The organism is Enterovibrio sp. QJM3NY_24, assembly GCF_057786035.1.
In genome coordinates, this window is the sequence record NZ_CM173520.1 from 584,623 (window position 1) to 609,163 (window position 24,541).

Below are 24,541 nucleotides of genomic sequence, written 5' to 3' on the forward strand. Positions count from 1 at the left end.
GATCCCTGATTTTATTGTGCTTTCGCTATATTTTCGAGCCGTTGAATCAATGACGGCTCCCAGTCAACCAACGACGTTCTGGTCGTCTGTTCTAACAAAATTTGATACTGCTGTTCTGCCATGGCAGACAGTTGATGACGACGCATGACATCCGCAGATAGCATGCGCCAGTAAAATTGATCTCTCGGTTCGTTCGATTCCGCCAAACCATCGTTGAGCATGGCAAGTGCGACGGATAAGCCGCCTTCATCGGCTAAGGTAAAGGCTTCTTTGCGTTTCGCATCCCAATCAGACGTCCCTGCCGAGCCAGTGCTTGAGGTTTCACCTTCATCGAGCCAGCGGCGAGTTTCATCGTTCACAAACGGCGCACCGCCTTTAAACCTCAGTTCGGTAACCTGAGGAAGACGACGAATGAAGGCTCGGGTTTCGTTGGCAATGGTGTCTGCCCATTCGGTGTTACCGAGCTTGACCGCAATGCGATAACTCAGAAAATGGCCGTCAATCCAATACGGTGCCACGGTTAGACTTTGTTCCACTTTGCGCCATAGCGCGTGGTCTGCCCCCCGATTTAGCTGCTCTTCATATTCTGAAATACGATCGAGTGATACTGGCATTAATTGGGTTTCCCCATTGGCTTCAGCTTCTGGTACTGACGTGATCGAAAACCACACGGCGAAACGGCGTAATCGCAACGAAAGCGCAATACCACCACCATCCAGTTCTGATACGAATTCAGACACTTTGAGTAGTGTTTGCTTCACTGCGCGATCGGAGCTGCCATCAATTTCTAACTTGCCAGCACTTGCGGCAGTTGCTGACGAAGAGGTCGTTGCACTCGCCCCTTCAGAAGCACTAGCCGTAGCTTGTACTACTCGCTCATTGTTAGTGAGTTTGCGTTTAACCACCGCACCAATGTCATTGACACCGTCCGTCGGTAAATCATGTTCTGTGGCTGCTTCTTCAAGTTCAGCGAGCGCTTTGGCGAGTTGTACTTTTTGATCTTCATCAAACATCGAGGCATCTATTTTGTCTGCCGATTTTTCTGTTCGTTGAATGATCTGCGAGTAGAACTTGCGGCGAGGCAGCACGCCGCGAGGGCCAGGAGCCGGATGACAAGTATCCCAGTACCCTTTAATGAAATCCGCCAATACGAAAATCGACAAGGTAAAACGCTCCGGCGACGCTTGATGCTGAAGACACTGCAACAGATGCGTCAAAAGCTTGAGATCCTTGGTGGTGCCTTCCATCAATTTGAACGCACTTTGTTCCGCTTCTGCCCATTGCACTTCCGTATGGGATAACGAACCGACTTTCATCATTTGTCCTTCGACAAAATCCAACAAGGCGTCTTCCAACAGACGCTCTCCAACAGGGTTTGCGCCCTGGATAGGTTGCGTCACTCGCTGACGATACGTTTGCATATCCATAAGCATTCCCTACCAACGACACGTTTGACGCATTGGGCCAATCGTCTCTTTAAGTTCAGCCGTATCGAACGTCAAATTGCCAATTTCATCCAAATCAGAACGCACCACAGCACGAGGGCCTGACATCAAAGCTTTCATGACATCAATCGCAGGCAGGCCTCGACCCGCTCGCATGATGCTCCCCGAGTCATCGCTGAGCCAGCGCTGGGTAAATCCAGAATTTGCCGATGTCGTTACCAAGGCTTTTCCTGCCGCCGTTACTTCAGGTAGTACTAATTCCACACGGCTGATGCTATCGATACAACTAAACATCAAAATGGGCATATCAGCGGTTTTTTGACCGCGATCCGGTAAAGCCGTCGCCGTCATCCACATACCCGCTTTCGGTTCTTTTGAATTGACATAGCGAAGGACAAATCCAGTGCTATCGTCATCACGCTGATTTTCACTGGCTGTTGCCCGCAGCCACGCTTCAGGCTTCAACGCTTTGAACGTTGTTTCCGGCACTTTTATCAACGGGGTATCAAACACATTGTCAAAACAAGCTAGACGGTCCAACCGGCCAGCAATGTCGACACAAACTTTAGCCTGCCTAAGAACATCCGTGATTTGAGGCTTGCCCGCATCATGCTCATTCGCTAACACCGCAAAGGGCGAAAACAAGCAAGTGAGCAGAAGGCTGCCAACAGGAAAATACATGGCTCGACGCATGGTTAACTTATCTCCATTTTCAAGCACTTATGGGCCAAGGTGCGCTTTGGCAACCCGAGGCTTTCGGCAGCTTTGGTTCGGTCACCATCAAAACTAGTGAGGCGCGAACGAATAATGCTGATTTCAAAATGTTGAACCGCCAATTTAAGGTCATCGATATTGGTGATATCAACGCCGATATAACTGTCCGTTTCCACGTCGTCATTGCTGGCCAATATTGGGCTACGCTGCTGAAATACACGCCCGCTAAAGCTATCGGCTGATATTTCTTCACCATTCGCTGTTAACGCGCAGGCATACTCGACCAAGTTACGAAGCTCTCGCACATTACCGGGAAAGTCATGACGATTAAGCAGATCAAGCGCGGCATATCGCATACCCACGATGTCTAAATTGGCCATCTCGTTATAGGTATGGATAAAGTGGCGACAAAGCTCTGGAATATCGTCTTTACGTTCAACCAACGCAGGTACCAAAATCGGGAATTGATTGAGGCGATAGAATAGGTCTCGACGAAATTCGTCGTTTTCTGTCTTCTGCTGCATCGCAACGTGTGTGGCAGCAACAAGGCGAAAATCCACTCTCACTTCTTTGGAACCACCCACTGGGCGATAGCTGCGTGACTCTAAAACTCGCAGCAATTTTGCCTGCAAGGTCAACGGCATATCACCAATTTCATCAAGAAACAGCGTGCCACCGTCTGCATCAGCAATCAGGCCAGTTTTGTTACGGTCAGCGCCCGAGAACGCGCCTTTTTGGTGACCAAACAACTCGCTTTCCAGCAAATTTTCTGGAATGGCGGCACAATTGATAGCAACGAAATGTTTGCCTTTGCGATCCGACAATTCGTGAACGGCGCGAGCCACTAGCTCTTTACCCGTTCCCGTTTCGCCGCAAATAAGTACGTTCAGCGACGACTGTGCGGCTGTCACAACCTTGTTTCGCATTTCTTCCATTGGCTGACTTTCGCCAATCAGGACACGTTTCAGTTCAAAGGCTTTCTCGCGCTGTTTTTCATCACGTCGAATGGCGGCAATCGACGAACTCAGTGCGTAAATTTGGCGATGTTCATCACCAAGGTCCGTAATCATCTGGCATTGATTAATAAATATTTCACAGATACGCGCCCATTGAGGATCGGCCAACAAACTGCTCAATATTGTCGCAGGACCCGTCATGACCAACAGCGCGTTAATGCGCTTCACCCCAGGCGGTAAAGGCATGACCAACACACTTTCCCCGCGACTTCTGTGAGACATCAGATCGACAAATGCGCGGTTTTCTAACCAGTAATTCAGCTTTGACGGATCAAGCAGCATCGCAGACGCAGATTGAAAGACGTGGGCGAAGGGGTGCGTAAAATCATCCACTTCCCATTGATAGCGGCTTTCGTTTTCTTGCACACAGAGCTTTCTTCCCTGTTCACAAGGAAACATGACCCATACATGTGAAACACCCAACGCGGCCTCCACCTGCTGCGAAAAAGTGGCCGTAAGCTGGCCTTTTTCCCGCATCGTGGAAATGGAAGCTGCGATGGAAAGCCAATCAACCATCGTCTAGATCACCTCGCTGACGAATTCACCGTCTTCAGCGGTTAAACGAACGCGTTGAACGGACTCACGGGCTGCAAGCTTATTAAGTAAAGCTAAAGAAACGGGTGGCAGCAGTTGGCCTTCAATGATGGCTTCAAGCATTCTCGCTCCATTTTCAGCGCGGGTTGCACGACGCTGAATTTCGCCGATCAAGGCATCATCGATATCCGTTTCTGCTTTATAGCGCTGCTCAAAGACTTTCACTAAACGCTGTAGCTTGCCTTTGATAATGGCTTGCAAGGTATCGCCAGTCAGCGGCAGATACGGCACCACTTCCATTCGCGCTAGCAACGCCGGTTTAAAGAAGGCAGCCAATTCTGGGTAAAGTTGCTCTTCAAGCGCTTCAGGTTGTTCTGCAAAATCAACAATGGTCTGGTAACCCAAGTTGGAAGTCAGGAAGAACACGACGTTTTGACAATCAATTACGCGCCCTTCGCCATCGGCTAATTCGCCTTTATCAAACGCTTGATAAAAAAGATTAAGCACTTCTGGATGGGCTTTTTCCACTTCATCCAACAGCACAATCGAATACGGCATTTTACGGATAGCTTCGGTCAAGATGCCTCCTTCGCCATACCCGACGTAACCCGGCGGAGAACCAATTAAACGAGACACCGTGTGCTTCTCTTGGTATTCCGACATGTTGATTGTGGTAAGAAACTGTTTGCCGCCATACAGAAGTTCTGCCAGTTGCACGACGGTTTCTGTTTTACCGACACCACTCGGGCCCACCAGCAAGAACGCACCTTTCGGGCGACCTGGCCGACGCAGATCTGCGCGCGCAGTCAGCAAGTGGCGATGAATACATTTCAATGCCACATCTTGCCCTTTGATTTGTGCGCCTAGCAGATCGGGAAGATGGGTAATGCGGCTAAGTTCATCGGTATTCATTTGATCAACGGGTACGCCCGTCCAATCACCGATGACTTCTGCGACTTGCTGTGCGTCAACATGTGGATGAACCAAACGTTCATTATGCGGAATGGCCTCAAGTTCACGATAAAGTGCTTTTAGCGAGGTGCGAATTTCTTCAATTTCGTCATCGCTCAGTGCAACTTCTGCTTCTTCTATTGAGGCTTCGTCCTGATCTTGCACAGTCACTGGCACCGCGAGAATTTGCTGGCGCTTTTCTATGATTTCATGCACCAGCGTCTTTTGTGTTTGCCACGCTTCATTCAGGCTATCTTGCTCTTTAAGATCGCGCACCTCATCCGCTTCCAAAGAAGCTAAGAGTTCGTTATCAACTTCATAGCCTAATTGCGCCTCACGAGTGATCATGTCAATTTGGCGCTGACGCTGAACCGTCTTGGTTTCCAGCTCAGCCAAACGGCGCGGCGGAGAGCTTAAGTTAATCGCGATACGCGCACAGGCGGTATCCAGCACATCAATGGCTTTGTCTGGTAGTTGGCGACCCGACACATAGCGATCCGAAAGTTCCGCAGCAGCAACCAAAGCATCATCACTGATCAATACTTTGTGGGCTTTCTCATACACACCATGTAAACCGCGCATAATGTCCACGGCTTGTGCGCTGGTTGGCTCATCAAGCTTCACCAGTTGGAAGCGACGACTCAGTGCAGGGTCTTTCTCGAAATATTTTTTGTACTCTTTCCATGTGGTCGCCGCGACCGTACGCAGCTCACCACGCGCTAGTGCAGGCTTTAGCAGGTTGGCAGCATCACCGCCTCCTTCCTGTGCACCTGCGCCAATCAAGGTATGCGCTTCATCAATAAACAAAATGATTGGGATAGGAGACGTTTTCACCTCGTCAATAATGGCTTTGAGGCGCTTTTCAAACTCGCCTTTCACCGAAGCGCCCGCTTGCAGTAGCCCCAAATCCAAGGACATGAGATCAATGCCAAGTAGCGATTCAGGCACATTGCCATCAACGATACGCTGCGCTAACCCTTCAACAACGGCGCTTTTACCCACACCTGCATCACCCACTACAATCGGGTTGTTTTTTCTGCGGCGACAGAGAATGTCGATCATCAGATTGATTTCGTCATCACGACACAGCACAGGGTCAAGTTCACCTTGCTTTGCCATGGCAGAGAAGTTGGTACAAAAACGCGCTAATGCGGTTTCAGCCTCGGCTGGAATGGGTGCACCACCCGATTTTGAGGATGTCTTCACCGCTGTTTCCGATGATGATTCGGTAATACGTGCAAAGTGCTTTTTCACGGTTTCGCGGTTTACCGATTCCAGTTGACGGATCACATTGAACGGCAAATAACGATCTGGGCGCATCAAGGCGGCAAGAAAAATAATGCCCGAGCGAATCTCAGTGTGCCCCATTTCAGTTGAACCAAGCATCCAAGCGTCTTGCAGCAATTCCACTAAAAGTGGCGAGAATGATGGCGTGTTTTCCGGAGCAATCTCACGGCTCAAAGCATCACCCGTCAGCTGACGAATGTGGGTGTGATCAACCTCAGCACTTTTCAACAAAATGCGCACATCAGAAAGCGGATTTTCCAGCAGGGTAAATAGCAGATGCTCAGTGGTCACTTCAGGGTTCTGTCGCTCAATGCTTAGCGCACCCGCTTGCTCCAGTGCCAATTTTGATTGCTGGTTAAGTTTGCCAATGAGCGTGTGAAGTTCAATTCGAATCACGGGTTCACCTGTTATTGAAGAAGTTGACTAAGTTGTGCAAGTACGCCGGACGTTTTGCTGTTCAGTGCGAGCGAGTAACCGATAAATACCACGACCAATAACGTGGCAAAGCCCGCGAAAATCGTCCAAACCGGCATTTGCTTGCTTAAACGATATTTGGTTGAAACCACGTTGTCTGAGGCACTGGTCAGTGACAGCGGTTCTTGATCATCCAATTGACGCAATAGCTGGTGCAGTTTGGTGATCACTTTTTCGTATTCTTCTCTGCCCTTTTCCATCACTTTGTAACGCCCTTCAAAGCCCAAAGTCAGGCACAGGAAAATGAACTCTAAAAGCGGCTTATAGCGCGCAGGTTCACTTTCCAAACGAGACAGAATGGTGAACACTTTTTCGCCACCCCAGGTTTCGTTATGAAAACGGGTCAGCAAAGAATGTTCAGCCCAAACACTGTCTGCCCCCCAAGGGGTGCTCATGATGGCTTCATCGACAAAAGAACAAAGTACGTAGCGATACGCGAGGATCACGGCATGGTCATAATTCTTTTCCGTGAGCTCTACTTCGATGGCTTTAACTTCTTCCACTGCTTGTTTGTAAATAGCATCCACGTTGTGGCATTCGGACAATTTTCGCACGCGCAGTGCCATACCCAGCAACGGCGTAGCGGCATCAATCAAGGGGTTGATATTGTCGCCACGCAGTTTGAACCAGTAGTCCTGATCGGCATCAATATTCGCCGCTTCATCGAACAGTAGATGGTCGTAATGGCGTTCGCGATCAGGCGTATCTATATACATTTCAGCCATGACTTAGCTCCTTATTGCCCAGAACTGCAGGTCAATATCTGGGAAGTTTCCTGCAACATGGAAAGCGAATCCGCTAGCGTTGTTCAACATGGCCCAAGCCGCGCTGGTTTTGTCCAATTGGTAATAGGTATAACCGGCGTGATAAGGCAGTTGACGCGGAGCAACAGGCAACGGCGAGATCGGAATGCCGGGCAGTTGAAGCGAAATAAGCTCGCGGATTTTCTCCACCGAGGCCACCTTGGTTTGTTGTACAAACAGCTTGCGAAGCTCTTCCATCGGCATCCGTGCACGCACTGCCAAAATGAAGTCGGCATCACGAACCAGCGAAGGATCTTGAAGCGGTGCAACCATGAGGCCGTATTTGCGCTGATGCAGCTGAATAGACACGGCTCTCGGTTCGAGAACAATGCTCAGTGATTGGCGTAAACGGGTCATGACCGGACGGAATGATGACACCGGCATATCATGCTGATAGCTGCCGAACTCTGGCGCCATGCGGCTTTCGTCCGTAAAGGTCGCCAACTCACCACACATGGATGATAACGCTTCGTAAAGACGCTCTGGATGCAGGCTACGTAAACGAGAAAGATGCTGAAGCTGCGGTTGCATTCGGTTAAGTGATTGCAACAACATGAAGTCAGACACGTCTGCCACACCACCTTGGCTAGGTGCACCGATACGTTGAGAGATGTTCTTGGCGCGTTCGCGCATTAGGCCTGCCATTTCACCGATAAAACGGTGCAACGCAGAAACCGCACTGACATTGATATGGCAAGGAAGAAAAGTCTCGTCCAACAACACGCTGCCATCGGGTCGCTTTTCTAGAATCCGGGCGATAGCGATTGATGCATACGCACTGCGATCTTCTTTCTCAAGCATTAATCTCAGGCTGACAGGGCTGACATCAATCGGCGCCATGTCACCCTGATAGGTGTGGATATCTCGCACTTCTTGGCTCGTAGACACATAACGCCCAGAGCCCGCACCTTCCGGCCACGAGACTTCAGTGATCGCATCGCTTCGCAGTGGGATCGCCAAATAGACAATCTGGTTCGCCAATGAACTATCGGCGACTTCCAACGCTTCTGGCTGTATGTCTTCTTGAGGAATTCGAAACACGGTACCATCGGGCATAATGCCTGATGCACTGTCTAACGCGATGCGCCCAAAACTTAAGTATTCGGCGTTTAACGTCATTTCCGAAATGCCGTAAAGATAGCGACTGACCGCCGAAATCCTTTCGTCCAGCACATATTCAATATTGCGTTGTTGCTGCTGAAAATGCTGAGGCTTAATAAACAGCCCTTCGTTCCATACAACACGGTTTCTCGCTGACATCTTTATTCCACTTTATCGAGTATGACTTCGTTCTTGTCGATGTAGATAAGCAAGTGATACTTCCTGCCTACTGGGATGATTTTGATCACTTTCTTCCATTCGCTGACATCTGGGTCGGAAAACCGCACCATGGTTGATATGTAGCGAGTGTCTTCTTCAATCTCAAACTCATCGATGAACTTAAATTGCCCCGGAACCAGCGAGTAGTCTCGATGGTCGATATAGTTGCTTTTAAGCGCAGTTTTAGCTTCATCAGCCAACTGCTCATAACCCGACGACAAAAACATCGAGTCATCTTCTAGCTCAAACACCTGCACTTCTACAGGCGTTGCATCGCCACTGATATTGGGGTTTACGTTCCCAGTCGCCACCAAGCTATATGTCACTGTGGTGGGCTGATCTTGGGGTAGATCTGATCCCGCGCAACCAGCTAGTTGCAATAGGAGCAGACATGCAATCAGACGTAACATCACGTTAGACCTCCTGCTGCTTCTCTCGAAGTTTGCGGTCATAGGCTTGATCGAATACTTCCCAAAAAAGCTTCTCGAACCCTTTTTGCCTGTCCGAGGTCAGTTCGTTGTAGTAACTCTTGTACATGTTCCATGCATACGCATCCGCAGACTCGGGCGTCACTTGACCAGGACGGCGATACGCGTTAAATCGACGCATAAGCACTTCAGGTGAAAATGCACGCAGAATTTGGCCGAGCGCCTCAACGGTGGCAATCTGCACCGCTTCGTTGTGATGACCCACATTGGTTAAACTTTCGCTGATGGCCGACGGTGCAGACAAATGCACAGCGCTGCGATCGCGGTCAAACATGGTGTCTACCGTGTCTTCATAAGACAGCCCCAAACGCAGCGGGTTATCTTCGATGGGTTGGAGGTTTTTGCTCATCATGCCGTAACGGCTTTCTTGCACTTGACCATGCAGGTCTAACAAGCCACGAATGGCAGATTGAAGCGATGCGCCAAGCTCTTCTGACAAGGCTTGCATCTCTGCCATGTTGTTGGTGTTACCTGCTTGCGTGCCTAGGCCACGCATCAGAGGGCCAACCACTAAGTGGTTGGTGTCATCCGGTGATATACCTTCACCGTATTCACCGCTGGAATAACCAGTAAACGCTTGTTCGCTATAAACGTTGTCGGTAGCATCCTGCTTTGCGTAGTCTCGCCCGACTTCTCGTTCTAGGCGCTCAAGAGTTTTGTCATCCATAAGGGAATCCTCGTTGGTTAAAGTCTTTTTCAGGGTTATTGCTGAACTCATTTCGTATTCGCTGTCGGCATGGACGGTCTTTTCGCTGCCATGCCATTCCGTGTCCCGCGCCAGCAAATAGTCTTCACGTTCTTGATTCGCTGTCGGCTTTTCTTTCTGATCGCTCAAAGGGTCAATCCCAGCGTCATTGGCTATCTGTATGGCGTCCAATGCTGCAAGCGGATCGTCAACCACGTCATCTTCACCCATGTCGCCATCTGTATCTTTGGCATCGGAGCCAATGTCTTCGGCACGATGTTGATGAAGAAACACGTTCTCCAAACCATGCTGACCCGTGGTGATACCTTCACCCGCTTTGGTCAGGTGAATACGTATTTGATAGGGACCAATCAACACCATGTCGTTGTCGTTTAAACGCGCCGACTTTCCTGCGCCAACAGGTATGGTTGCGCCATTCATGTAGCTCGCACCACGCACATCAAGCAGACACAGCTTGCCGTCCGTTTCGACAATCTCCGCGTGGTGTGAAAATACTCGCCCTTCACGGTCTCGAAGGTGCCAATCATCCGCAGGGCTTGCGCCCATCGACCCGCCCGCTTGTGAAAACGTGTGTGTGGCCGACAAACCTGCTTCAAGATGTTGCGTATTGGTCACGACCAACGTCGCCTGCTGTGCGGGCTCTGGGCGTTCAATTTCACTGTCGGAATACTGTTGTGACATAGGTCCCTCTATTGCCTGATTTGGATACGCACAATGCGGGGCTTGTCCGCCACGCCCGTAAACGATGACCAACCCAGTGATGCAGGTTTGGCGTGATTTAATTGCATGGGTGGAGCTTCATCTGGCTTAATACCGAGCTCTAAGTCGAATGCCATCTGCTCACGCAAAACAAATTCAACTAAGGTGATCAGCGGCAGATATTCTTTACCTGATGGCAAAAAATCACGAAACCGTGCTTGGGTTAAGCCGTTAATACAAATAACGAATTTCCCGCTTCTGTCTCCGACTTTACTGCCAATGACCGAATCCACACCGATGGAGGCATTCGCCGCCCCTAAGCGCATTTTTTGATCTTCTGGGATATCAACATGGCGCAATTCCCATTGGCGAATCGAGACATCTTCAAGATCAAAGCAGTGGGAAATAATCCCAGAAACCACTTGCGGTGAACGGCTTCTTCCCGCCAATACGCCGGCATAAGAAAGCATCTTGCACCAGTTGATCGGCGTGTCTCCGCGAAGGTTCTCATCCGCCAATCCGACTAACGCAAACAACTGCGCCGAAAAGCCATCTGACGCGTCTTCACGAAAGCGAATGAAGTAACGGTACTTTCGCCAAATTTGATAAATCAGTGTGAGTAAGCGGTGGTTAAAGAAGTCCAAAAAAGGCTTTCTTAATCCGGTCTCTTCGCTTTCTGTCAGAATGTCTTCAAGAAAGAATCCTGGGAGCGGTGACTGCGCGCCGCTCATGCCAAAAAAAGTGGTTTCAAGACGCAAGCGATCCCCCGCTACGGCATCAAGTGCCGTGACATCACTGGCTGCGAAACCCAACCCAGGGTTTGCACTAAAGAGCAGTTTGCTTGATGTTGATGCTTCGTCTTCTGGGTCAAGATCGCTGATGTTATGCAGCAGCTCGACCAACTGATAAAAGTTATAACCACGGACATTTTTGGGCAGCATGCCTGCGTCGTTGTCACTCCCCATCCCGTCAGGCACATCGGGAGCAACGGAAGTCGCTAGATCAGCGGCTGTTGACCGTTCTGTAGTCCCCATGTGTACCTTTCCTGGTTATCTGCGTTAATCACGACAAGTTCGTGAAATGAATTGATGCTGGCGTAGAGTGAGAAAAATCGGCTCAACACGGTGCCAAAGATATAGAGCTCGCCTTCTGATCCAAAACACGCTTGTGACAAGGTAATTTCGGAGCGAAGACCGCGCACGGGCAACCCACGAATGAGTTTTTCAACGGGTGCAGAATTGATCTCGACAATGCCATCGAGTCGATGACGGGAAACACGCTCAGCTTGCCTGTCCACCAAGGCGCGAAAATCATAGGCGCGTAAAACAGACGACAGCGCATCTTTCGACAGCAAGGACAGGTAGTTCAAAGACAGATTCGAAATCAATGTCCACAACAATGTGCCGTCCAACATCGGACGCATTGGCGCGGTTGGTTCGGTCAAATTGCTGAAACTGGCATAGGCTGGTGAGGAATCTGTTGGCACACAAATATCGCCTTTACCCAACTCCATCGGGAGTTGTCGGTTAGTGCAGGTCAACGACAACGAAATGGCTTCGCTAAAATCTGTGCATTCCGTTTCGTCGCTGCGGACAAACGAAATATGGTGATCAAAACCATCATTGTGAATACTGTCTTTTACTCGTACTCGGTAATAGAGCGCCTTGCGATTACGTGCACGTTCGATCTCGTGCTGGAAGCTCTCAAAAGGCGTGTAGTTTCTGATTTGGCCGCGGATACGACCAATATTGTTTTCTTGCCACCCTTGCACCGTGTCGACGCTGAAAATTTCGTAGTGCGCCGTGTAACGACTTGAAGGCGTGATTTTGTATTCGGCACTTTTCCCATTCAGATCAATCGGATCAGCATCATGAGTGAACAAGTTAATGACAGGGGTACAGTTAAGCTCAAACGTTTCATCTTTCACGCGCACATCTGGCGGCAAAGTTTTCGAAAAGCTAAAACGCAGGGTGAAACGTCCTTCCACATCAGCGGGTACGTAGCGCCCAAGATCTTTAACGTCAAAGAAGAGAAATGCTTCAGGAAATGAAAGGTATTCCTGCAGAATTCGATACCCTTCATACACATTTTTAGGGTACGGAAGAATGGCATCGTCACCATCAAATCCAACCGCCCTAAACGCACTTTTGGGTAAGGTAACCACTTTGTCACCGGCAACCACTTCCACTTTTTCGAGATAGTGACTGAGCCATAGGTACAGCATTTCAGCGCTGTAAGTTTCGCCGCCCAAGAAGAAACGAAGAGACTGTAGGCCTATTTGCCCTGCCTTCTGATCACCCAGAATTTTCATATCAACGTCGATCAAAGACGCTTCACGCGTGTGAACAGTGCTGACTTTGTTACGTCGAAGTGGATAAATGCTCACGTCACGACAGGCGCGAAAATGACAAACGGTGCCAAAAACAGGGTTGGCATCTAACTGCGTTCCCTTCGCAATGGTTTGACCGTACGTTAAGGCTTTTTCGTCTGGAGAAAATTGAACAATGCTAATGCTGGGTACCGGACGCAAGTAGTTAGGCCACAGCATATTGATAATGGAGTGCGTCAGTTCCGGAAATTCGTCTTCGACCTTTTGGCGAAGTCTTCCCGTCAGGAAGGCAAAACCCTCAAGCAAACGCTCGACATCGGGATCGGTATTACGACTATTGAGAAAACGGGCGAGCTGCGGATACACTTCGGTAAACTCGAGTCCCTGCTCTCTGAGGAAAGCAAGCTCATCCCTGAAATATCGATTCCTTGACACCTACACTACCCTGTATTTTCGATTACTATCCAAAAGCAGGTCAATTTGCACATTACGGTGCATAGCACCTAAATTGACCGACGCATTAATCTGAAACCGCAAGTTAAGCGGTGAACCGTTATCTGGTAGAACATTGATGTCCATGCTCTGGATACGGGGTTCATACGTTTCGATACACCGACGAATCGCTCGCCGTATTTGCAACGCAAGATCGTGTGAACTCAGCGATGCATCATTAAAATCAATCAGGCCTAAATCGGGCGCACTGAGGGATTCCCCAATGCGCGCGTTTAGCAGATTCGAAACATTGTGTTTCAACGACTCGAGCACGTCGGCAGCTTCAGGGCCTTGTGTAACAGAGCGTTGCGGCGCATCAGCTTCTAGCCGTTGGAAGAAGCTGACGCCGTACGCGATGTCATCTGCATCTGGGATGGCCATCGATTACGCCTGATCCAAACGACCTACTAGTGACAACTCGAAGTTTGCACCCATGTATTTGAAGTGCGGACGCACAGACAAAGACACTTGGTACCAACCTGGATTACCCTCGACATCCATCACTTCTACTTTCGCTGCGCGAAGCGGACGACGGCTGCGAACTTCTGCCGGTGGGTTTTCCTGATCTGCCACGTACTGACGAACCCAAGTGTTAAGCTCACGCTCAAGGTCTTGACGCTCTTTCCACGAACCGATCTGCTCACGTTGAAGCACTTTGATGTAGTGCGCCAAACGGTTGATGATCATCATGTAAGGCAGCTGCGTACCCAACTTGTAGTTGGTTTCTGCTTCTTTGCCTTCTTTCGTGTTCGGGAACACTTTCGGTTTTTGAATCGAGTTAGCAGAGAAGAATGCTGCGTTGTCACTGCCTTTACGCATAGTGAGTGAAATGAAGCCTTCTTCGGCCAATTCATACTCTTTGCGGTCAGTCACTAGCACTTCTGTTGGGATCTTCGCTTGCAGAGCGCCCAAAGATTCAAACAGGTGTACTGGCAAATCTTCCACTGCACCGCCACTTTGAGGACCAATAATGTTCGGACACCAACGGTATTTTGCAAAGCTCTCAGTCAAACGAGATGCCAATGCAAACGCGGTGTTACCCCAAAGGTAGCTTTCGTGTGATTCGCTAACGTTTTCACGATAGTTGAATGACGTGATTGGGTTTTCGACTGGATCGTAAGGAACACGAAGCAGGAAACGTGGAGCAGTTAGACCGATATAGCGAGCATCTTCTGATTCACGCAACGCACGCCACTTGGTGTAACGAGGGCTTTCAAAAGTAGCCGCTACGTCTTTCAGGTTTGGCAGTTCTTCAAATGAATCAATGCCGAAAAACTCTGGAGAAACGGAAGACAGGAATGGCGCGTGCGCCATGGCGCCAACTGAACCAACGTATTGGAGCAATTTCATGTCTGGCGTAGATGGTGTAAACGCATAGTTACCCACCAATGCTGCCACTGGCTCACCACCAAATTGGCCATAACCGGCGGAATATACGTGCTTATAAAGGCCAGACTGGGTTGTTTCAGGTGCAAATTCGAAGTCATCTAACAGCTCTTGCTTAGTCGCATGCAGCACTTCAATTTTGATGTTTTCACGGAAATCTGTGCGATCTACCAGCAGCTTCAAACCACGCCAAGCAGACTCCATTTCCTGCACAGGCTGGCTGTGTAGAACGACGTCCATTTGCGCGCTGATTTTCTTGTCTAGTTCAACCAGCATTTGGTCGACGAGCGCTTTGTTTACAGGCTCTTGCTCTTTATCAGAACCGATCAGATTCTCAACAAACGCAGCAACACCTTTTTTAGCAATATCATAGCCTTCTTCGCTAGGTGCTAGTCGGGTTTGCGCCATGATTTCGTCGAGTAGACTGCCACTTTCTTTGACAGAACTCTCCAGCGTTTTCTCTTGTACGGACATTAACAAAATCCTTTTCTCTTCTGCGTTAGTTAAGCATCGGAAGCTGGCTGTTCTTCAGCGCTTACCAGATCCAATTCAGCGAGGAGCTTTTCGCGCGAATCTTCAGAGGCCAAAAGCTCCTGAAGGCGACCACGAAAAGCAGGAATATTTCCAAGAGGGCCTTTCAATGCGACCAACGCTTCACGAAGCTCAACGAGCTTTTTAAGTTCGGGTACTTGATTGGCAATTGCGTCTGGCGAGAAATCGGCCAAAGACTTGAATGACAATTCAACAGGAAGTTCTTGTCCTTCTTCCTCTGTCATGACATTTGGTACAGACGTGGTTAAAGAAAGATCGCTCTCTCGCATAACCGCTGTGAAATTATTTTTATCAACAGAAACCGCCTCTCTCTCTTCAATTGAAGTGTCTTCCGGGTGACCTTTAAAGTCTCCTAAAACGACCATTTTCAACGGAAGTTCGATCTCCGATTGAGCATCACCCGTTGCAGGAACGTATTTAATATTAATACGTTCTTTAGGTGCAACACTTCCCTCTTTCGCCATCTTATTACTCTCCTTTACATTGTAGAGATGTATGCAACTCAGACGTTGCTGTATTTCGACGCGCTAACATTCATTAATGAAAATCAGCAAAATCAAAGTCATTCACAACTTGTGTCATTTGTTTCAAAAATAAAAATATGCAACTAATAAAATTATTAGAACCAGAAAAATATCACTCAAACGCAAGTCATTTGAGACGTGAAATTAAGGCAAAATTGTCATTTAAAGCAGAGAACATCAGGGGGGAGGGAGGAAAAAGATGATAAAAATCAATCAAAAACCTTGAATCACACGATCAATGCAAGACAAAAACATCAAGGTTATCGAAATAAATCGCCATCATCAGTATTTACTAGTACCACCGTAGAACTTTGCTAACCAACGTTTCAATTTTTATCGCTATCAATCTCAATGGTAACGTTCAAAACGGCCAGGGGAGACAGCATTTTTATAGTTTTATTTGTTTCATAAAGCATTCATTAAGAACACTAAGCGTAATATTAACTTCTTTATTCGTCCTTGAGAGACATCATGAGACATGTTCACGTTCAACCACAAGGTATTTTGCAAAAATTTGCACAGAAAAATATTCAAACACGATCCCCGTCGATATTTTACATAGACAATACAGGAGTGTCATTTTTGATAAAATTAATACTTATAAACTGACAGATCACACATTAATATACTGACAACTTTGAATTTTAAATAAATTAGAAAAACCTAATTAATAATGCTTTTATCATCCATTAGTAATGAAAGATTAGATTATCATGAGTGGTGTGAATAGTTTGAAGTGAGGGATAAATCATATAAGGCGTTTACTAATGTCAAACTAGCACTGTTCAATGACCCGCTATTTACATGCAAAAAACTTAACATGTTGTGATTATCAAATATCTAAGCACTTTCAATGTGCTTGTTCAGTGGGAATTTTTGGGGATATAGCTTTAACCAATATTTACCGTACCACCACCAATCACCACACCACCACAACCCACCGCATCCCCTGTTCGAGCAACAGGCTTTCCGTTTGCAAATACCGTTGGAGAGCCAGCAGAAATGCTTCTTCCATGGGGCGGGTTTTTCGGCTTATCGTGAGGTGCTAGCGCATCGCCCTGTCGAGCGAGAGGGATGCCATCGACCTTCACATCTGGCGATGCGGAGATTACAGGTGATGGGTGGAACCCGTCATGATCGGTGCCGATGTTACCTAAAACGACTGCATTTCCCATGACGATTAATCCTTATAATGACACTGTGTGTTAAAAACAAATTCTGCTGGTTAGCAAGCTAGATAATGCAAAAAGTGATCCATCTTTTAATTGTTTTATTTTCAAAATCTTATAGTCATCGGATCACTTAATTCGAGCAAATAATTGCTCAGCAATGAGCCAATTCTTGCCCAGAGAGCAATTTCTTGCTCGATCTAACGTTTAAAAGTTGAACGCCACACCCATGCCATAAGCACTCTCTTTGAAGTTGTAATTGGAAATGGTTAGCCCGTAGCCCGTTTCGACTTTCATGTATCCGCGCAACCCTTGATAGATTGGGACATTCCAACTCAGCCGGTAGTATCCGCGATCTAAGTCTTTAGCAAATAAGTTGCCAAAAAGTACCTTTACTTCTTGATTCTCAGTGGGACGCCATCCCAGTTCTGTTTCGCCATAGCCAAGATAGTCTGTGATATTCGGGTTATAGCTCACACTGCCAAACCTAAACCAGGGTTTGAATCGGATATAGCCCCAATCAAAGTTGCGCTTGATATCAACGTAAGCTCGATTCCAACTAACTTCATTGTCACCCCCTGCTCCGTTCGACTCATGTTCAGCCCCCAGCGAAAATTGCCACGGAGCGATGTTCATTTGATAGAAGAGTTCTGGGTTGTAATTACTGTCGCGAAAATAGGCTGAGCTATCATAAGCCTCCCAGTTTGAGCGCTGGGTATAAGCCATATACAGCCCATCATCTTCAAACCTCAAAATCCGATACTTCACACTGAACTGGAATTGCACAAAGGTATCCTTTGCTTCGCTATCGTTAGGGTTCAACGGAGCAAACCGCGCTTGATTAACGTTGGATTCTTTGTAGTACGGCAACAAGTAGTTATCTCTGTGCGCTGAAAACACATTTTCAGATGCTTGCACTGTTGGAGATATCAAGATTATGGGCGCGATGAGCGCCGACATAACAAGCGGGCAAAGCAGTGTGTTCATCAAACCTCCCTGAAAATCGACATTCAATGTTTTCTCCGCAAACAATAACGAAAAAACAGAGCAATGAAATCAACGAGAGTATAGATGGCCATGATCCGTTAAATGTCGAGATTAACCTGCTGAATCAACAATGAGTCAGCCGGAGATGTCGCGAAGTGACAAAGAGGCACTGGGGACTGAAGATTTGTTGTCGTCATGTCTGCAATTCTTGATTAGACCTGTTGCAACGCCGCATTATTGAAGGATTTTATTGTGACACCCCCATCGTAACAATTATCATAAATGAGACTTGGTCACCAAGACGCTAAATGTTGTTACTAAAATGGAATTTACTTATGTTGTTTTCGGCTCGCCGATATTTTACTTTTTTATTCACGCTGTTGTTTAGCAGCTCAGTATTCGCAGATTCAATTGCTAGTTACCCAAACGGCTGGGAAGACTGGCCCGTTGTTAAAGAATCCATGAATCTCCCAGCGGATACCGTTCTCCCCCCTGACGCCTCTTTGTTTATGCAAGAATCCGTAAGAGCATATTCATGGATCAATGATGGTCAAGGCTCGCCTCTCACTATCCGCGTGAATCCCAAGAAACTTGAAGAATACAAAACCCATGGCCCTTATAGCGATGGGCCGACAGTGATTGCCGTGTCTGAAGCACAGGGAATTATCTGGGTAACAGAGCACTTTGGCGGATTAGCCCTTTATGGTAGCTACAACCGAAAAGGTGAAGACATCAGCAGCATGCACTCCTCCTTAGAGTCTGCCTTTTGTCAAAGTTGTCATGATACTTACAAAGACATATGTATAAACGGCACCTGCACGGAGCCTGTCTCTTCTCTTTATGAGTAATTTCAGTTAACCGTTCCCCTTTGATTTGGATTTTTGAGTGCTAAAAAGATTTACGATAAATCAGCTTCTCTTTGTTTCTCATCTGATGTTGGTGCTAGTGCTTATCGCTGGGATGAGCGCCTCGCGCTATCAAAGTGAATGGGAAAGCCGAGTTAACTATGCCAACGAACGGGCCGAGCGCACGCTGACGCCTCTGGTCCGTGACTTTTCCGCCGCAGTCGCAGGCCGAAATTATGCCAACCTAATGATGCCCTCTCAAAATGAAGCACTCTTTAATATTGGAGAGTTGTTGTTTCTCGACATCCAGGGGAAATCAGATTACAGCGAAAACTCCGTCAGTGTGCGCTATTCACGAGAGCACATGACAGTGTGGCGAACGGATGTCACGCAAGATGAGATCAACGACGTTTCAACACGAAAAAACACGCTGATGGCTGCGCTTGATAATCCCGAAAATCAAGACAAGGTGAGAAATAGAAAACTGAATTTCGTACTCAACAAAACAGTTGATGACCTGGACGCTCTGCAAAAAAGTACGCGTCTATCATCATCGTTTACGCCACGCTGGCCTCCTTCTAGCCATTCAGAAAAAGCGTTTCAGCTTCACCAAGAGGATGAGGTTCTGATCGTACAATTGCCACTGATCAACAAAAATGGCGGTCATGTTTGGGCGGTGTTTGATGCTGCTAATCTGTTCACTCTTAAGCAGCAGATATTTATCACCTTAGCCATTGAAGCCTTTGTGGCATTGTGTGTTTCTCTATTGCTGATTATCGGCGTCACACATTGGTTGGTTGCACCACTAAGTAGGCTAGCTAAACGAATAGACCACGACATCGAACACCTCGATATCTCGGATCTCGAGGAGCTTCGCCGCAATGATGAGATTGGCGTGCTGGCTCGTGGTCTTCACACGCTAACCCTCAAAGCCCAAACACAAATGAAGATATTGCGGCATCAATCGGATACTGATGCGCTCACTGGGCTAGCAGGACGCCACAGCTATACGGAACATGCCGACGCTTTTTTCCAAGCAACACGTGCCGAAAATAAGCTTTTTGGCATTGTTGTTTGTGATATTGACCATTTCAAAGCATTTAATGACACCTTCGGACATGGACGCGGTGATGTCGTGATTAAGTCCACCGCAAACGCCATTTTAAGCGCATTACGCAAAGACGACTTGTGTTTCAGAATTGGCGGCGAAGAGTTTGTCGCTCTGCTTCAAATTGAAAATGCCAGTGCGCTTGAAACGGTTGCAGAACGAATGCGCAGTAGCGTTGAAGATCTCGCTATTCCTCATGCTTCCGAGCGCACCGTAGTCACTATTTCAGTAGGTGCATTATTAGTCAGCCCTTTAGCCTCTAACTTGTCGTTCTCTGATGTATTCGATAAGGCAGATTCTCTGCTCTATCGTGCCAAACGCAGTGGCCGAAATCAGGTCGCCACCAGCACAGTACATGACCAAAAGATCCCGCAAAGAAATGCCTGGAACATCAAAGAAAATGACAAGCAAGAAGCAGCAGTAAACAAGTCAATCTAAAGTGTATATCGCAATTGCTCTTACCCAGCGACAAACAGCCACTGAAGAGTTCAGTGGCTGTTTCGATCTAGGCCTAGATATATCTAACTACCTAGCCGCCCAGACAAAACCTTTGCGCATCAATTTGTCTACCATAGGCTGTTGCAATTCTTCCACGGTATGGCCTATCGAGCAGTAAAATACCTTTCCTTGATCCCAGCGGCGACGCCATGCGATGGGCATAACAGTACCCTCAATCCAATGCAGGTAGTCCCCAGAGAAAGTCGTGGTGGCGAGAACATCATTGCTTGGGTCAACCAGCATGTAATATTGCTCGCCATGAATATCGAAATCTTCTAACCCCGTCATGAATGGGTCGTCATTTTTAGTGAACGTGACGCGATAATCGACGAAATCATCAGACGGAATTGGGTTGTCCGGCCAGCCTGGAGGATGGGCAACAAATTGGCCACCAATCATGAAATGGTAGGTCGGATGGTCGCGAAAGGCGTCGCCCATATGTCCGTGCCAACCCGCGATGCCACAACCTGCTGCAATCGTATTCAACAATGCTTGCTCTTGCTCACGCGTAATATTGCCAAATTCATCCTGATGGCTACTTCGGGCGCTAGACCATATAGGCACAATGAGGTCTAGTGAGGCAGTCACTTCAGGGTCTAACAAGGGTTCGAACGTGGCATATGACGTGACATCAAAACCTTCCTCTTCTAGCAGTTGTGTTGCCCAATCACAAAATACCGTTGGTGTATGTCCTTCCCAACCACCCACAAACAACGCCGCTTTCTTTGCCATCGCCTTTTCCTTATTACACACAGTTATTGATTCTTTTGGCTCGCCAAGAACGGGGCGATAGCCGCCATGTCTCTTTCACCCCAACCTTGCTCTTCTGCCGCTTCCAATTGCTGCAAATTCGTCTTGATTTGCGCCAGCGACCAATCATTTTGCTTTGCCATATCCGCCACAAGTGCCATGTCTTTTTTTGCTAAGTGAAGCGCGAAGGTGACAGCGTCACTTTCGCCAAGGTAAAGTGGTGTTCGAAATCGAATCATGGGCGAACCCGCCGCACTTTCTCCCAACAACGTCATCAGCATTTTCTGATCAACATGACAAGAAGCGGCCAAGGCTAAAATTTCTCCTACAATCTGATTCTGGCTGTGAATCACACTGTTAATGAGAAGCTTGGCCGCGTGTCCCCTGCCTGCGCTGCCTAGCAAAAACTGCGCTTTACCCATGATCGAAAAACAGCGTTGAACACGCTCTGGCACGGCATTATCTGAACCCAACATAAAAACCAACTCACCCGCTTCGGCCGCGTTTACACTGCCGGAAACTGGAGCATCGATGTAGTTAACGCCTTTTGTTTTGGCAAAGTCTGAAAGTTCTTCTGATAACGCGGGACTGATGGTGCTCATTTCCACCCAATGGGTAGCGTGTTGAACCGTTATCGCCGCCAAGCCATTTTGTTCATCCAAATATACCGATTTCACCGCGTCATCATTGGCAAGCATGGTAAACACCACATCACAGGTCGACGCCACTTGAACAGGTGTTTTCGCTGCTATCACATTCGGAAATGCATCTGTGAGTGAGCGGGACTTGTCTTCGCTTCGGTTCCAAACCGACAGGCGAACGCCTTGGCGAGCCAGATTGGCGGCCATCAGCCACCCCATCCGGCCTAATCCAATAAAGCCAATGTGCATGCGATACCTATGTACTAAGTTGTCGAACTGAATTGTTGACGAACTGATTTGAAACCTAGCGTTTAGCGTTAACTGAGATTGCTTTTCGCTTCGGCCGTTTGACCTGTGATGGCGGTGACCAATCGATTCTCGGTGACCGTTTCAGCCGTAAACTCTTCCATCACTTTCCCTTCATAAATTGCGAGGATTCGATCACTGACATTCAGCACTTCTGGCATTTCCGAAGAAATCACCAAAACAGCGAGACCAGATCGTGCCAGCTCTCGGATCAGGGCATGAATTTCTGATTTGGAGCCCACATCAATGCCGCGTGTTGGTTCATCAAGAATGAGGACTTTAGGATGAATCGACAGCCACTTGCCGATCACCACTTTTTGTTGGTTACCACCGCTGAGGTTACCGACGGGATAGCTGCCATCGGGCGCTTTGATGGACAATTGATCGGCATACTTTTTATATACCGAGCTCTCTTTACCTTCGAGCAGCCACCCTATAACAGATACACGATCAAGCTGCGCCATGGTGATGTTGTCCTGACAGCTCATGGCCAACACCAAGCCCTGTTCTTTGCGGTTTTCCGGCACCAAGGCAATACCAAGCGCTACCGCTTTTTGGCTGTCGTTGATTACTGTTTCTTGGCCTTCGAATCGAATAGTGCCGGAATCAGGCTGACGCAAACCGAATAAGGTTTCTGCGATTTCAGTACGCCCAGCGCCAACCAGCCCATACATACCCAATACTTCGCCTTCACGGATCTTAAACGAAATATCTTGATAGTGACGCTCAAGCGACAACCCTTCCACTTCCAGGCGTATATCGCCACCTGCCGCCATTTGAACCACTTTGCCCGTTTCAAGTTCACGGCCGATCATCATCGCCGTCACTTCCGGTTCATTGGTGTCTTTTGTGATCAAAGTGCCACGGTATTCGCCGTCTCGCAGCACGGATAAGCGGTCAGAAATGGCGAAGATTTCTTCCATTCGATGAGAAATATAAGCAATGCCCACACCGTGAGCCTGAAGCTCTTTGATCACCTCAAACAACACGACTTTTTCATAGTCTGTCAGCGATGCCGTTGGTTCATCAAAAATCACGATTTTGGGTGTGAACACCAAAGCACGCGCAATTTCCACCATGTATTTTTTAGCAATGGTCAACGACGAAACCTGATCATCAGGCCCAAAATCGCAATTCAAACGTTCGAGAATTTCTGCGGCGCGCGCGCGAAGCTTGGTGTAATCCACCACACCAAACAACTTGGTGGGCATCATGCCAAGGAAGATGTTTTCAGCCACCGTCATGTCTTCCACCAACGATAACTCTTGGTGGATCATCAAAATGCCGTGGTGTTTAGCATCCATCGGGGTTTTAAGCGTGACCACCTCGCCATCAATCAGAATATCGCCTTCTTCTGCCTGATAAATGCCGGACATCACTTTCATTAGGGTTGATTTACCCGCGCCGTTTTCTCCCAGCAAAGCATGCACTTCACCTGCTCGAATATCAAAACTCACGCCATTCAGAGCAACCACACCAGGAAACACCTTTTTGATATTTTTCAATTCCAGCGTCGGTGCGACTGATGGTGAAGCGGCTTCAGCGTTTGTCTTTGCTGTCATATTCATGCGCTTACGCCTCCACGCTCAGTTTGGTTAACTTTCTTATCGATAAAGAGAACAAGAATAAGTATCGAGCCCATGATCACCAGCACGTAGAACGCGGGAACTTGAAGCAGATTCAACCCGTTTCTCAAAATGCCGATAGCAAGTACGCCTCCGAGCGTTCCCATGATACTGCCCGCGCCCCCAGTTAGACGGGTTCCGCCAAGTACAACCGCGGTGATTGTCCAAAGCTCGAAATCACGCCCAAGGTTGGGTGTCGACGCGCCCATTTGGGTGGAAAGCGTCACACCTGCAAGTGCAGCAAAGAAACCCACCAGCATGAAGTTAATCATCATGTGAGGGCCAACTCTTATCCCTGCATCAATCGCAGATTTTCGGTTTCCGCCCACGGCATAGCTATTGCGCCCATGAACGGTGTACTTCATGACGAAGTGCATAATTAACGTAGCGACCAAAAACAGTAGCGCCAACGTTGGAAAACCAAACACCGAACTTGAACCAAAATCTGAATAGGCAAAATCGCTGGCATAGAAAGATTGCTCGCCGGTGTAAACAAACACCAAACCGCGCACGCCAATCATGGCACCCAAGGTCACAATGAATGCATCCACCCCCGTCTTCCAAACAATCACCCCATTTAGCATCCCAAGCAAAGCGCCTGACGCCAGCGCAATCAGAACTGCCGCGGGTATACCGATCGAGCCTTGCAGTTCAATGGCAAGGCTGGCCGACAATGCCACGACAGCACCGACTGACAGATCAATGTTGCCGTTGATCATCACCACCGTCATCCCAAGGGCGATAAAGCCAATCGTGGAGGTTTGTATCAAGATGTTTTGAAAATTGGTGATATCAAAAAAGTATTCTGACGAAAAGCTGAACAACACAATACAAAACACAACGAATATCCATATAGGTTGCGTTTTCAGAAAGCGGACAATTCTATCCATCG

General features: G+C 48.0%; 21 protein-coding genes. 2 read left to right on the forward strand and 19 right to left on the reverse strand.

Features of this window, described 5'->3' with window-relative positions:
- Window positions 1–11: 11 nt before the first annotated feature.
- The 15 genes from tssA to AC3CIC_RS19075 form a co-directional block, all read right to left on the reverse strand.
- Window positions 12–1,427, reverse strand: coding sequence for a type VI secretion system protein TssA (gene tssA / locus AC3CIC_RS19005; RefSeq protein ID WP_016958842.1), 1,416 nt, complete (start codon window positions 1,425–1,427; stop codon window positions 12–14).
- Window positions 1,428–1,436: 9 nt separating this feature from the next.
- On the reverse strand, window positions 1,437–2,138 hold the full coding sequence (gene vasI / locus AC3CIC_RS19010) for a type VI secretion system-associated protein VasI (protein WP_488516723.1): 702 nt from the start codon (window positions 2,136–2,138) through the stop codon (window positions 1,437–1,439).
- Between the two features lie 2 nt (window positions 2,139–2,140).
- Entirely contained in the window at window positions 2,141–3,691 is a 1,551-nt protein-coding gene (locus tag AC3CIC_RS19015; protein WP_488516724.1) for a sigma-54 interaction domain-containing protein, read from the reverse strand.
- A gap of 3 nt (window positions 3,692–3,694) precedes the next feature.
- A complete protein-coding gene (gene tssH / locus AC3CIC_RS19020) occupies window positions 3,695–6,343 on the reverse strand; it encodes a type VI secretion system ATPase TssH (RefSeq protein WP_488516725.1) in 2,649 nt (882 codons plus the stop codon).
- Between the two features lie 11 nt (window positions 6,344–6,354).
- Window positions 6,355–7,131: a type IVB secretion system protein IcmH/DotU gene (gene icmH, locus AC3CIC_RS19025; RefSeq protein ID WP_394209283.1), complete on the reverse strand. Its 777-nt coding sequence runs from the start codon at window positions 7,129–7,131 to the stop codon at window positions 6,355–6,357.
- Between the two features lie 18 nt (window positions 7,132–7,149).
- Complete coding sequence (gene tssK / locus AC3CIC_RS19030) at window positions 7,150–8,484, reverse strand: type VI secretion system baseplate subunit TssK (RefSeq protein ID WP_016958847.1); 1,335 nt, start codon at window positions 8,482–8,484, stop codon at window positions 7,150–7,152.
- Between the two features lie 2 nt (window positions 8,485–8,486).
- On the reverse strand, window positions 8,487–8,954 hold the full coding sequence (gene tssJ, locus AC3CIC_RS19035) for a type VI secretion system lipoprotein TssJ (protein ID WP_017003677.1): 468 nt from the start codon (window positions 8,952–8,954) through the stop codon (window positions 8,487–8,489).
- 4 nt (window positions 8,955–8,958) lie between these two features.
- Window positions 8,959–10,419: a type VI secretion system-associated FHA domain protein TagH gene (tagH, locus tag AC3CIC_RS19040; protein WP_016958849.1), complete on the reverse strand. Its 1,461-nt coding sequence runs from the start codon at window positions 10,417–10,419 to the stop codon at window positions 8,959–8,961.
- A gap of 8 nt (window positions 10,420–10,427) precedes the next feature.
- Complete coding sequence (gene tssG / locus AC3CIC_RS19045) at window positions 10,428–11,471, reverse strand: type VI secretion system baseplate subunit TssG (RefSeq protein WP_488516726.1); 1,044 nt, start codon at window positions 11,469–11,471, stop codon at window positions 10,428–10,430.
- Window positions 11,435–13,201 carry a type VI secretion system baseplate subunit TssF gene (gene tssF, locus AC3CIC_RS19050; RefSeq protein WP_488516727.1) on the reverse strand — a complete coding sequence of 589 codons (1,767 nt, stop codon included), beginning with the start codon at window positions 13,199–13,201 and terminating at the stop codon, window positions 11,435–11,437. Before tssF ends, tssG begins: the two co-directional genes overlap by 37 nt.
- On the reverse strand, window positions 13,202–13,639 hold the full coding sequence (tssE, locus tag AC3CIC_RS19055; RefSeq protein WP_016958852.1) for a type VI secretion system baseplate subunit TssE: 438 nt from the start codon (window positions 13,637–13,639) through the stop codon (window positions 13,202–13,204).
- 3 nt (window positions 13,640–13,642) lie between these two features.
- Window positions 13,643–15,118: a type VI secretion system contractile sheath large subunit gene (tssC, locus tag AC3CIC_RS19060; protein WP_016958853.1), complete on the reverse strand. Its 1,476-nt coding sequence runs from the start codon at window positions 15,116–15,118 to the stop codon at window positions 13,643–13,645.
- A 29-nt stretch (window positions 15,119–15,147) separates the two neighbouring features.
- A complete protein-coding gene (gene tssB, locus AC3CIC_RS19065) occupies window positions 15,148–15,660 on the reverse strand; it encodes a type VI secretion system contractile sheath small subunit (RefSeq protein ID WP_016958854.1) in 513 nt (170 codons plus the stop codon).
- A 950-nt stretch (window positions 15,661–16,610) separates the two neighbouring features.
- Entirely contained in the window at window positions 16,611–16,895 is a 285-nt protein-coding gene (locus AC3CIC_RS19070; RefSeq protein ID WP_407334013.1) for a type VI secretion system PAAR protein, read from the reverse strand.
- Window positions 16,896–17,096: 201 nt separating this feature from the next.
- Complete coding sequence (locus tag AC3CIC_RS19075) at window positions 17,097–17,876, reverse strand: phospholipase A (protein ID WP_488516728.1); 780 nt, start codon at window positions 17,874–17,876, stop codon at window positions 17,097–17,099.
- Between the two features lie 335 nt (window positions 17,877–18,211).
- On the opposite strand from AC3CIC_RS19075, the gene AC3CIC_RS19080 reads away from it, so the two are divergent.
- Complete coding sequence (locus AC3CIC_RS19080) at window positions 18,212–18,724, forward strand: hypothetical protein (protein WP_488516729.1); 513 nt, start codon at window positions 18,212–18,214, stop codon at window positions 18,722–18,724.
- 37 nt (window positions 18,725–18,761) lie between these two features.
- Complete coding sequence (locus tag AC3CIC_RS19085; RefSeq protein WP_488516730.1) at window positions 18,762–20,267, forward strand: GGDEF domain-containing protein; 1,506 nt, start codon at window positions 18,762–18,764, stop codon at window positions 20,265–20,267.
- An 87-nt stretch (window positions 20,268–20,354) separates the two neighbouring features.
- Here AC3CIC_RS19085 and AC3CIC_RS19090 read toward each other — a convergent pair whose 3' ends face one another.
- The 4 genes from AC3CIC_RS19090 to AC3CIC_RS19105 form a co-directional block, all read right to left on the reverse strand.
- Entirely contained in the window at window positions 20,355–21,059 is a 705-nt protein-coding gene (locus AC3CIC_RS19090; protein ID WP_488516731.1) for a ThuA domain-containing protein, read from the reverse strand.
- Window positions 21,060–21,082: 23 nt separating this feature from the next.
- Window positions 21,083–21,967, reverse strand: coding sequence for an NAD(P)-dependent oxidoreductase (locus tag AC3CIC_RS19095; protein ID WP_488516732.1), 885 nt, complete (start codon window positions 21,965–21,967; stop codon window positions 21,083–21,085).
- Between the two features lie 68 nt (window positions 21,968–22,035).
- Window positions 22,036–23,592: a sugar ABC transporter ATP-binding protein gene (locus AC3CIC_RS19100; protein WP_488516733.1), complete on the reverse strand. Its 1,557-nt coding sequence runs from the start codon at window positions 23,590–23,592 to the stop codon at window positions 22,036–22,038.
- Entirely contained in the window at window positions 23,589–24,539 is a 951-nt protein-coding gene (locus AC3CIC_RS19105) for an ABC transporter permease (RefSeq protein ID WP_394209168.1), read from the reverse strand. Before AC3CIC_RS19105 ends, AC3CIC_RS19100 begins: the two co-directional genes overlap by 4 nt.
- Window positions 24,540–24,541: the final 2 nt, after the last annotated feature.

Excerpts from the sequence above, each read along its gene's own strand:
- tssA (WP_016958842.1), bottom strand. The coding sequence starts at position 1,427 with ATGGATATGCAAACGTATCGTCAGCGAGTGACGCAACCTATCCAGGGC.
- vasI (WP_488516723.1), bottom strand. The coding sequence starts at position 2,138 with ATGCGTCGAGCCATGTATTTTCCTGTTGGCAGCCTTCTGCTCACTTGC.
- AC3CIC_RS19015 (WP_488516724.1), bottom strand. The coding sequence starts at position 3,691 with ATGGTTGATTGGCTTTCCATCGCAGCTTCCATTTCCACGATGCGGGAA.
- tssK (WP_016958847.1), bottom strand. The coding sequence starts at position 8,484 with ATGTCAGCGAGAAACCGTGTTGTATGGAACGAAGGGCTGTTTATTAAG.
- tssJ (WP_017003677.1), bottom strand. The coding sequence starts at position 8,954 with ATGTTACGTCTGATTGCATGTCTGCTCCTATTGCAACTAGCTGGTTGC.
- tagH (WP_016958849.1), bottom strand. The coding sequence starts at position 10,419 with ATGTCACAACAGTATTCCGACAGTGAAATTGAACGCCCAGAGCCCGCA.
- tssG (WP_488516726.1), bottom strand. The coding sequence starts at position 11,471 with ATGGGGACTACAGAACGGTCAACAGCCGCTGATCTAGCGACTTCCGTT.
- tssE (WP_016958852.1), bottom strand. The coding sequence starts at position 13,639 with ATGGCCATCCCAGATGCAGATGACATCGCGTACGGCGTCAGCTTCTTC.
- tssC (WP_016958853.1), bottom strand. The coding sequence starts at position 15,118 with ATGTCCGTACAAGAGAAAACGCTGGAGAGTTCTGTCAAAGAAAGTGGC.
- tssB (WP_016958854.1), bottom strand. The coding sequence starts at position 15,660 with ATGGCGAAAGAGGGAAGTGTTGCACCTAAAGAACGTATTAATATTAAA.
- AC3CIC_RS19070 (WP_407334013.1), bottom strand. The coding sequence starts at position 16,895 with ATGGGAAATGCAGTCGTTTTAGGTAACATCGGCACCGATCATGACGGG.
- AC3CIC_RS19075 (WP_488516728.1), bottom strand. The coding sequence starts at position 17,876 with ATGAACACACTGCTTTGCCCGCTTGTTATGTCGGCGCTCATCGCGCCC.
- AC3CIC_RS19080 (WP_488516729.1), top strand. The coding sequence starts at position 18,212 with ATGTTGTTTTCGGCTCGCCGATATTTTACTTTTTTATTCACGCTGTTG.
- AC3CIC_RS19090 (WP_488516731.1), bottom strand. The coding sequence starts at position 21,059 with ATGGCAAAGAAAGCGGCGTTGTTTGTGGGTGGTTGGGAAGGACATACA.
- AC3CIC_RS19095 (WP_488516732.1), bottom strand. The coding sequence starts at position 21,967 with ATGCACATTGGCTTTATTGGATTAGGCCGGATGGGGTGGCTGATGGCC.
- AC3CIC_RS19100 (WP_488516733.1), bottom strand. The coding sequence starts at position 23,592 with ATGAATATGACAGCAAAGACAAACGCTGAAGCCGCTTCACCATCAGTC.
- AC3CIC_RS19105 (WP_394209168.1), bottom strand. The coding sequence starts at position 24,539 with ATGGATAGAATTGTCCGCTTTCTGAAAACGCAACCTATATGGATATTC.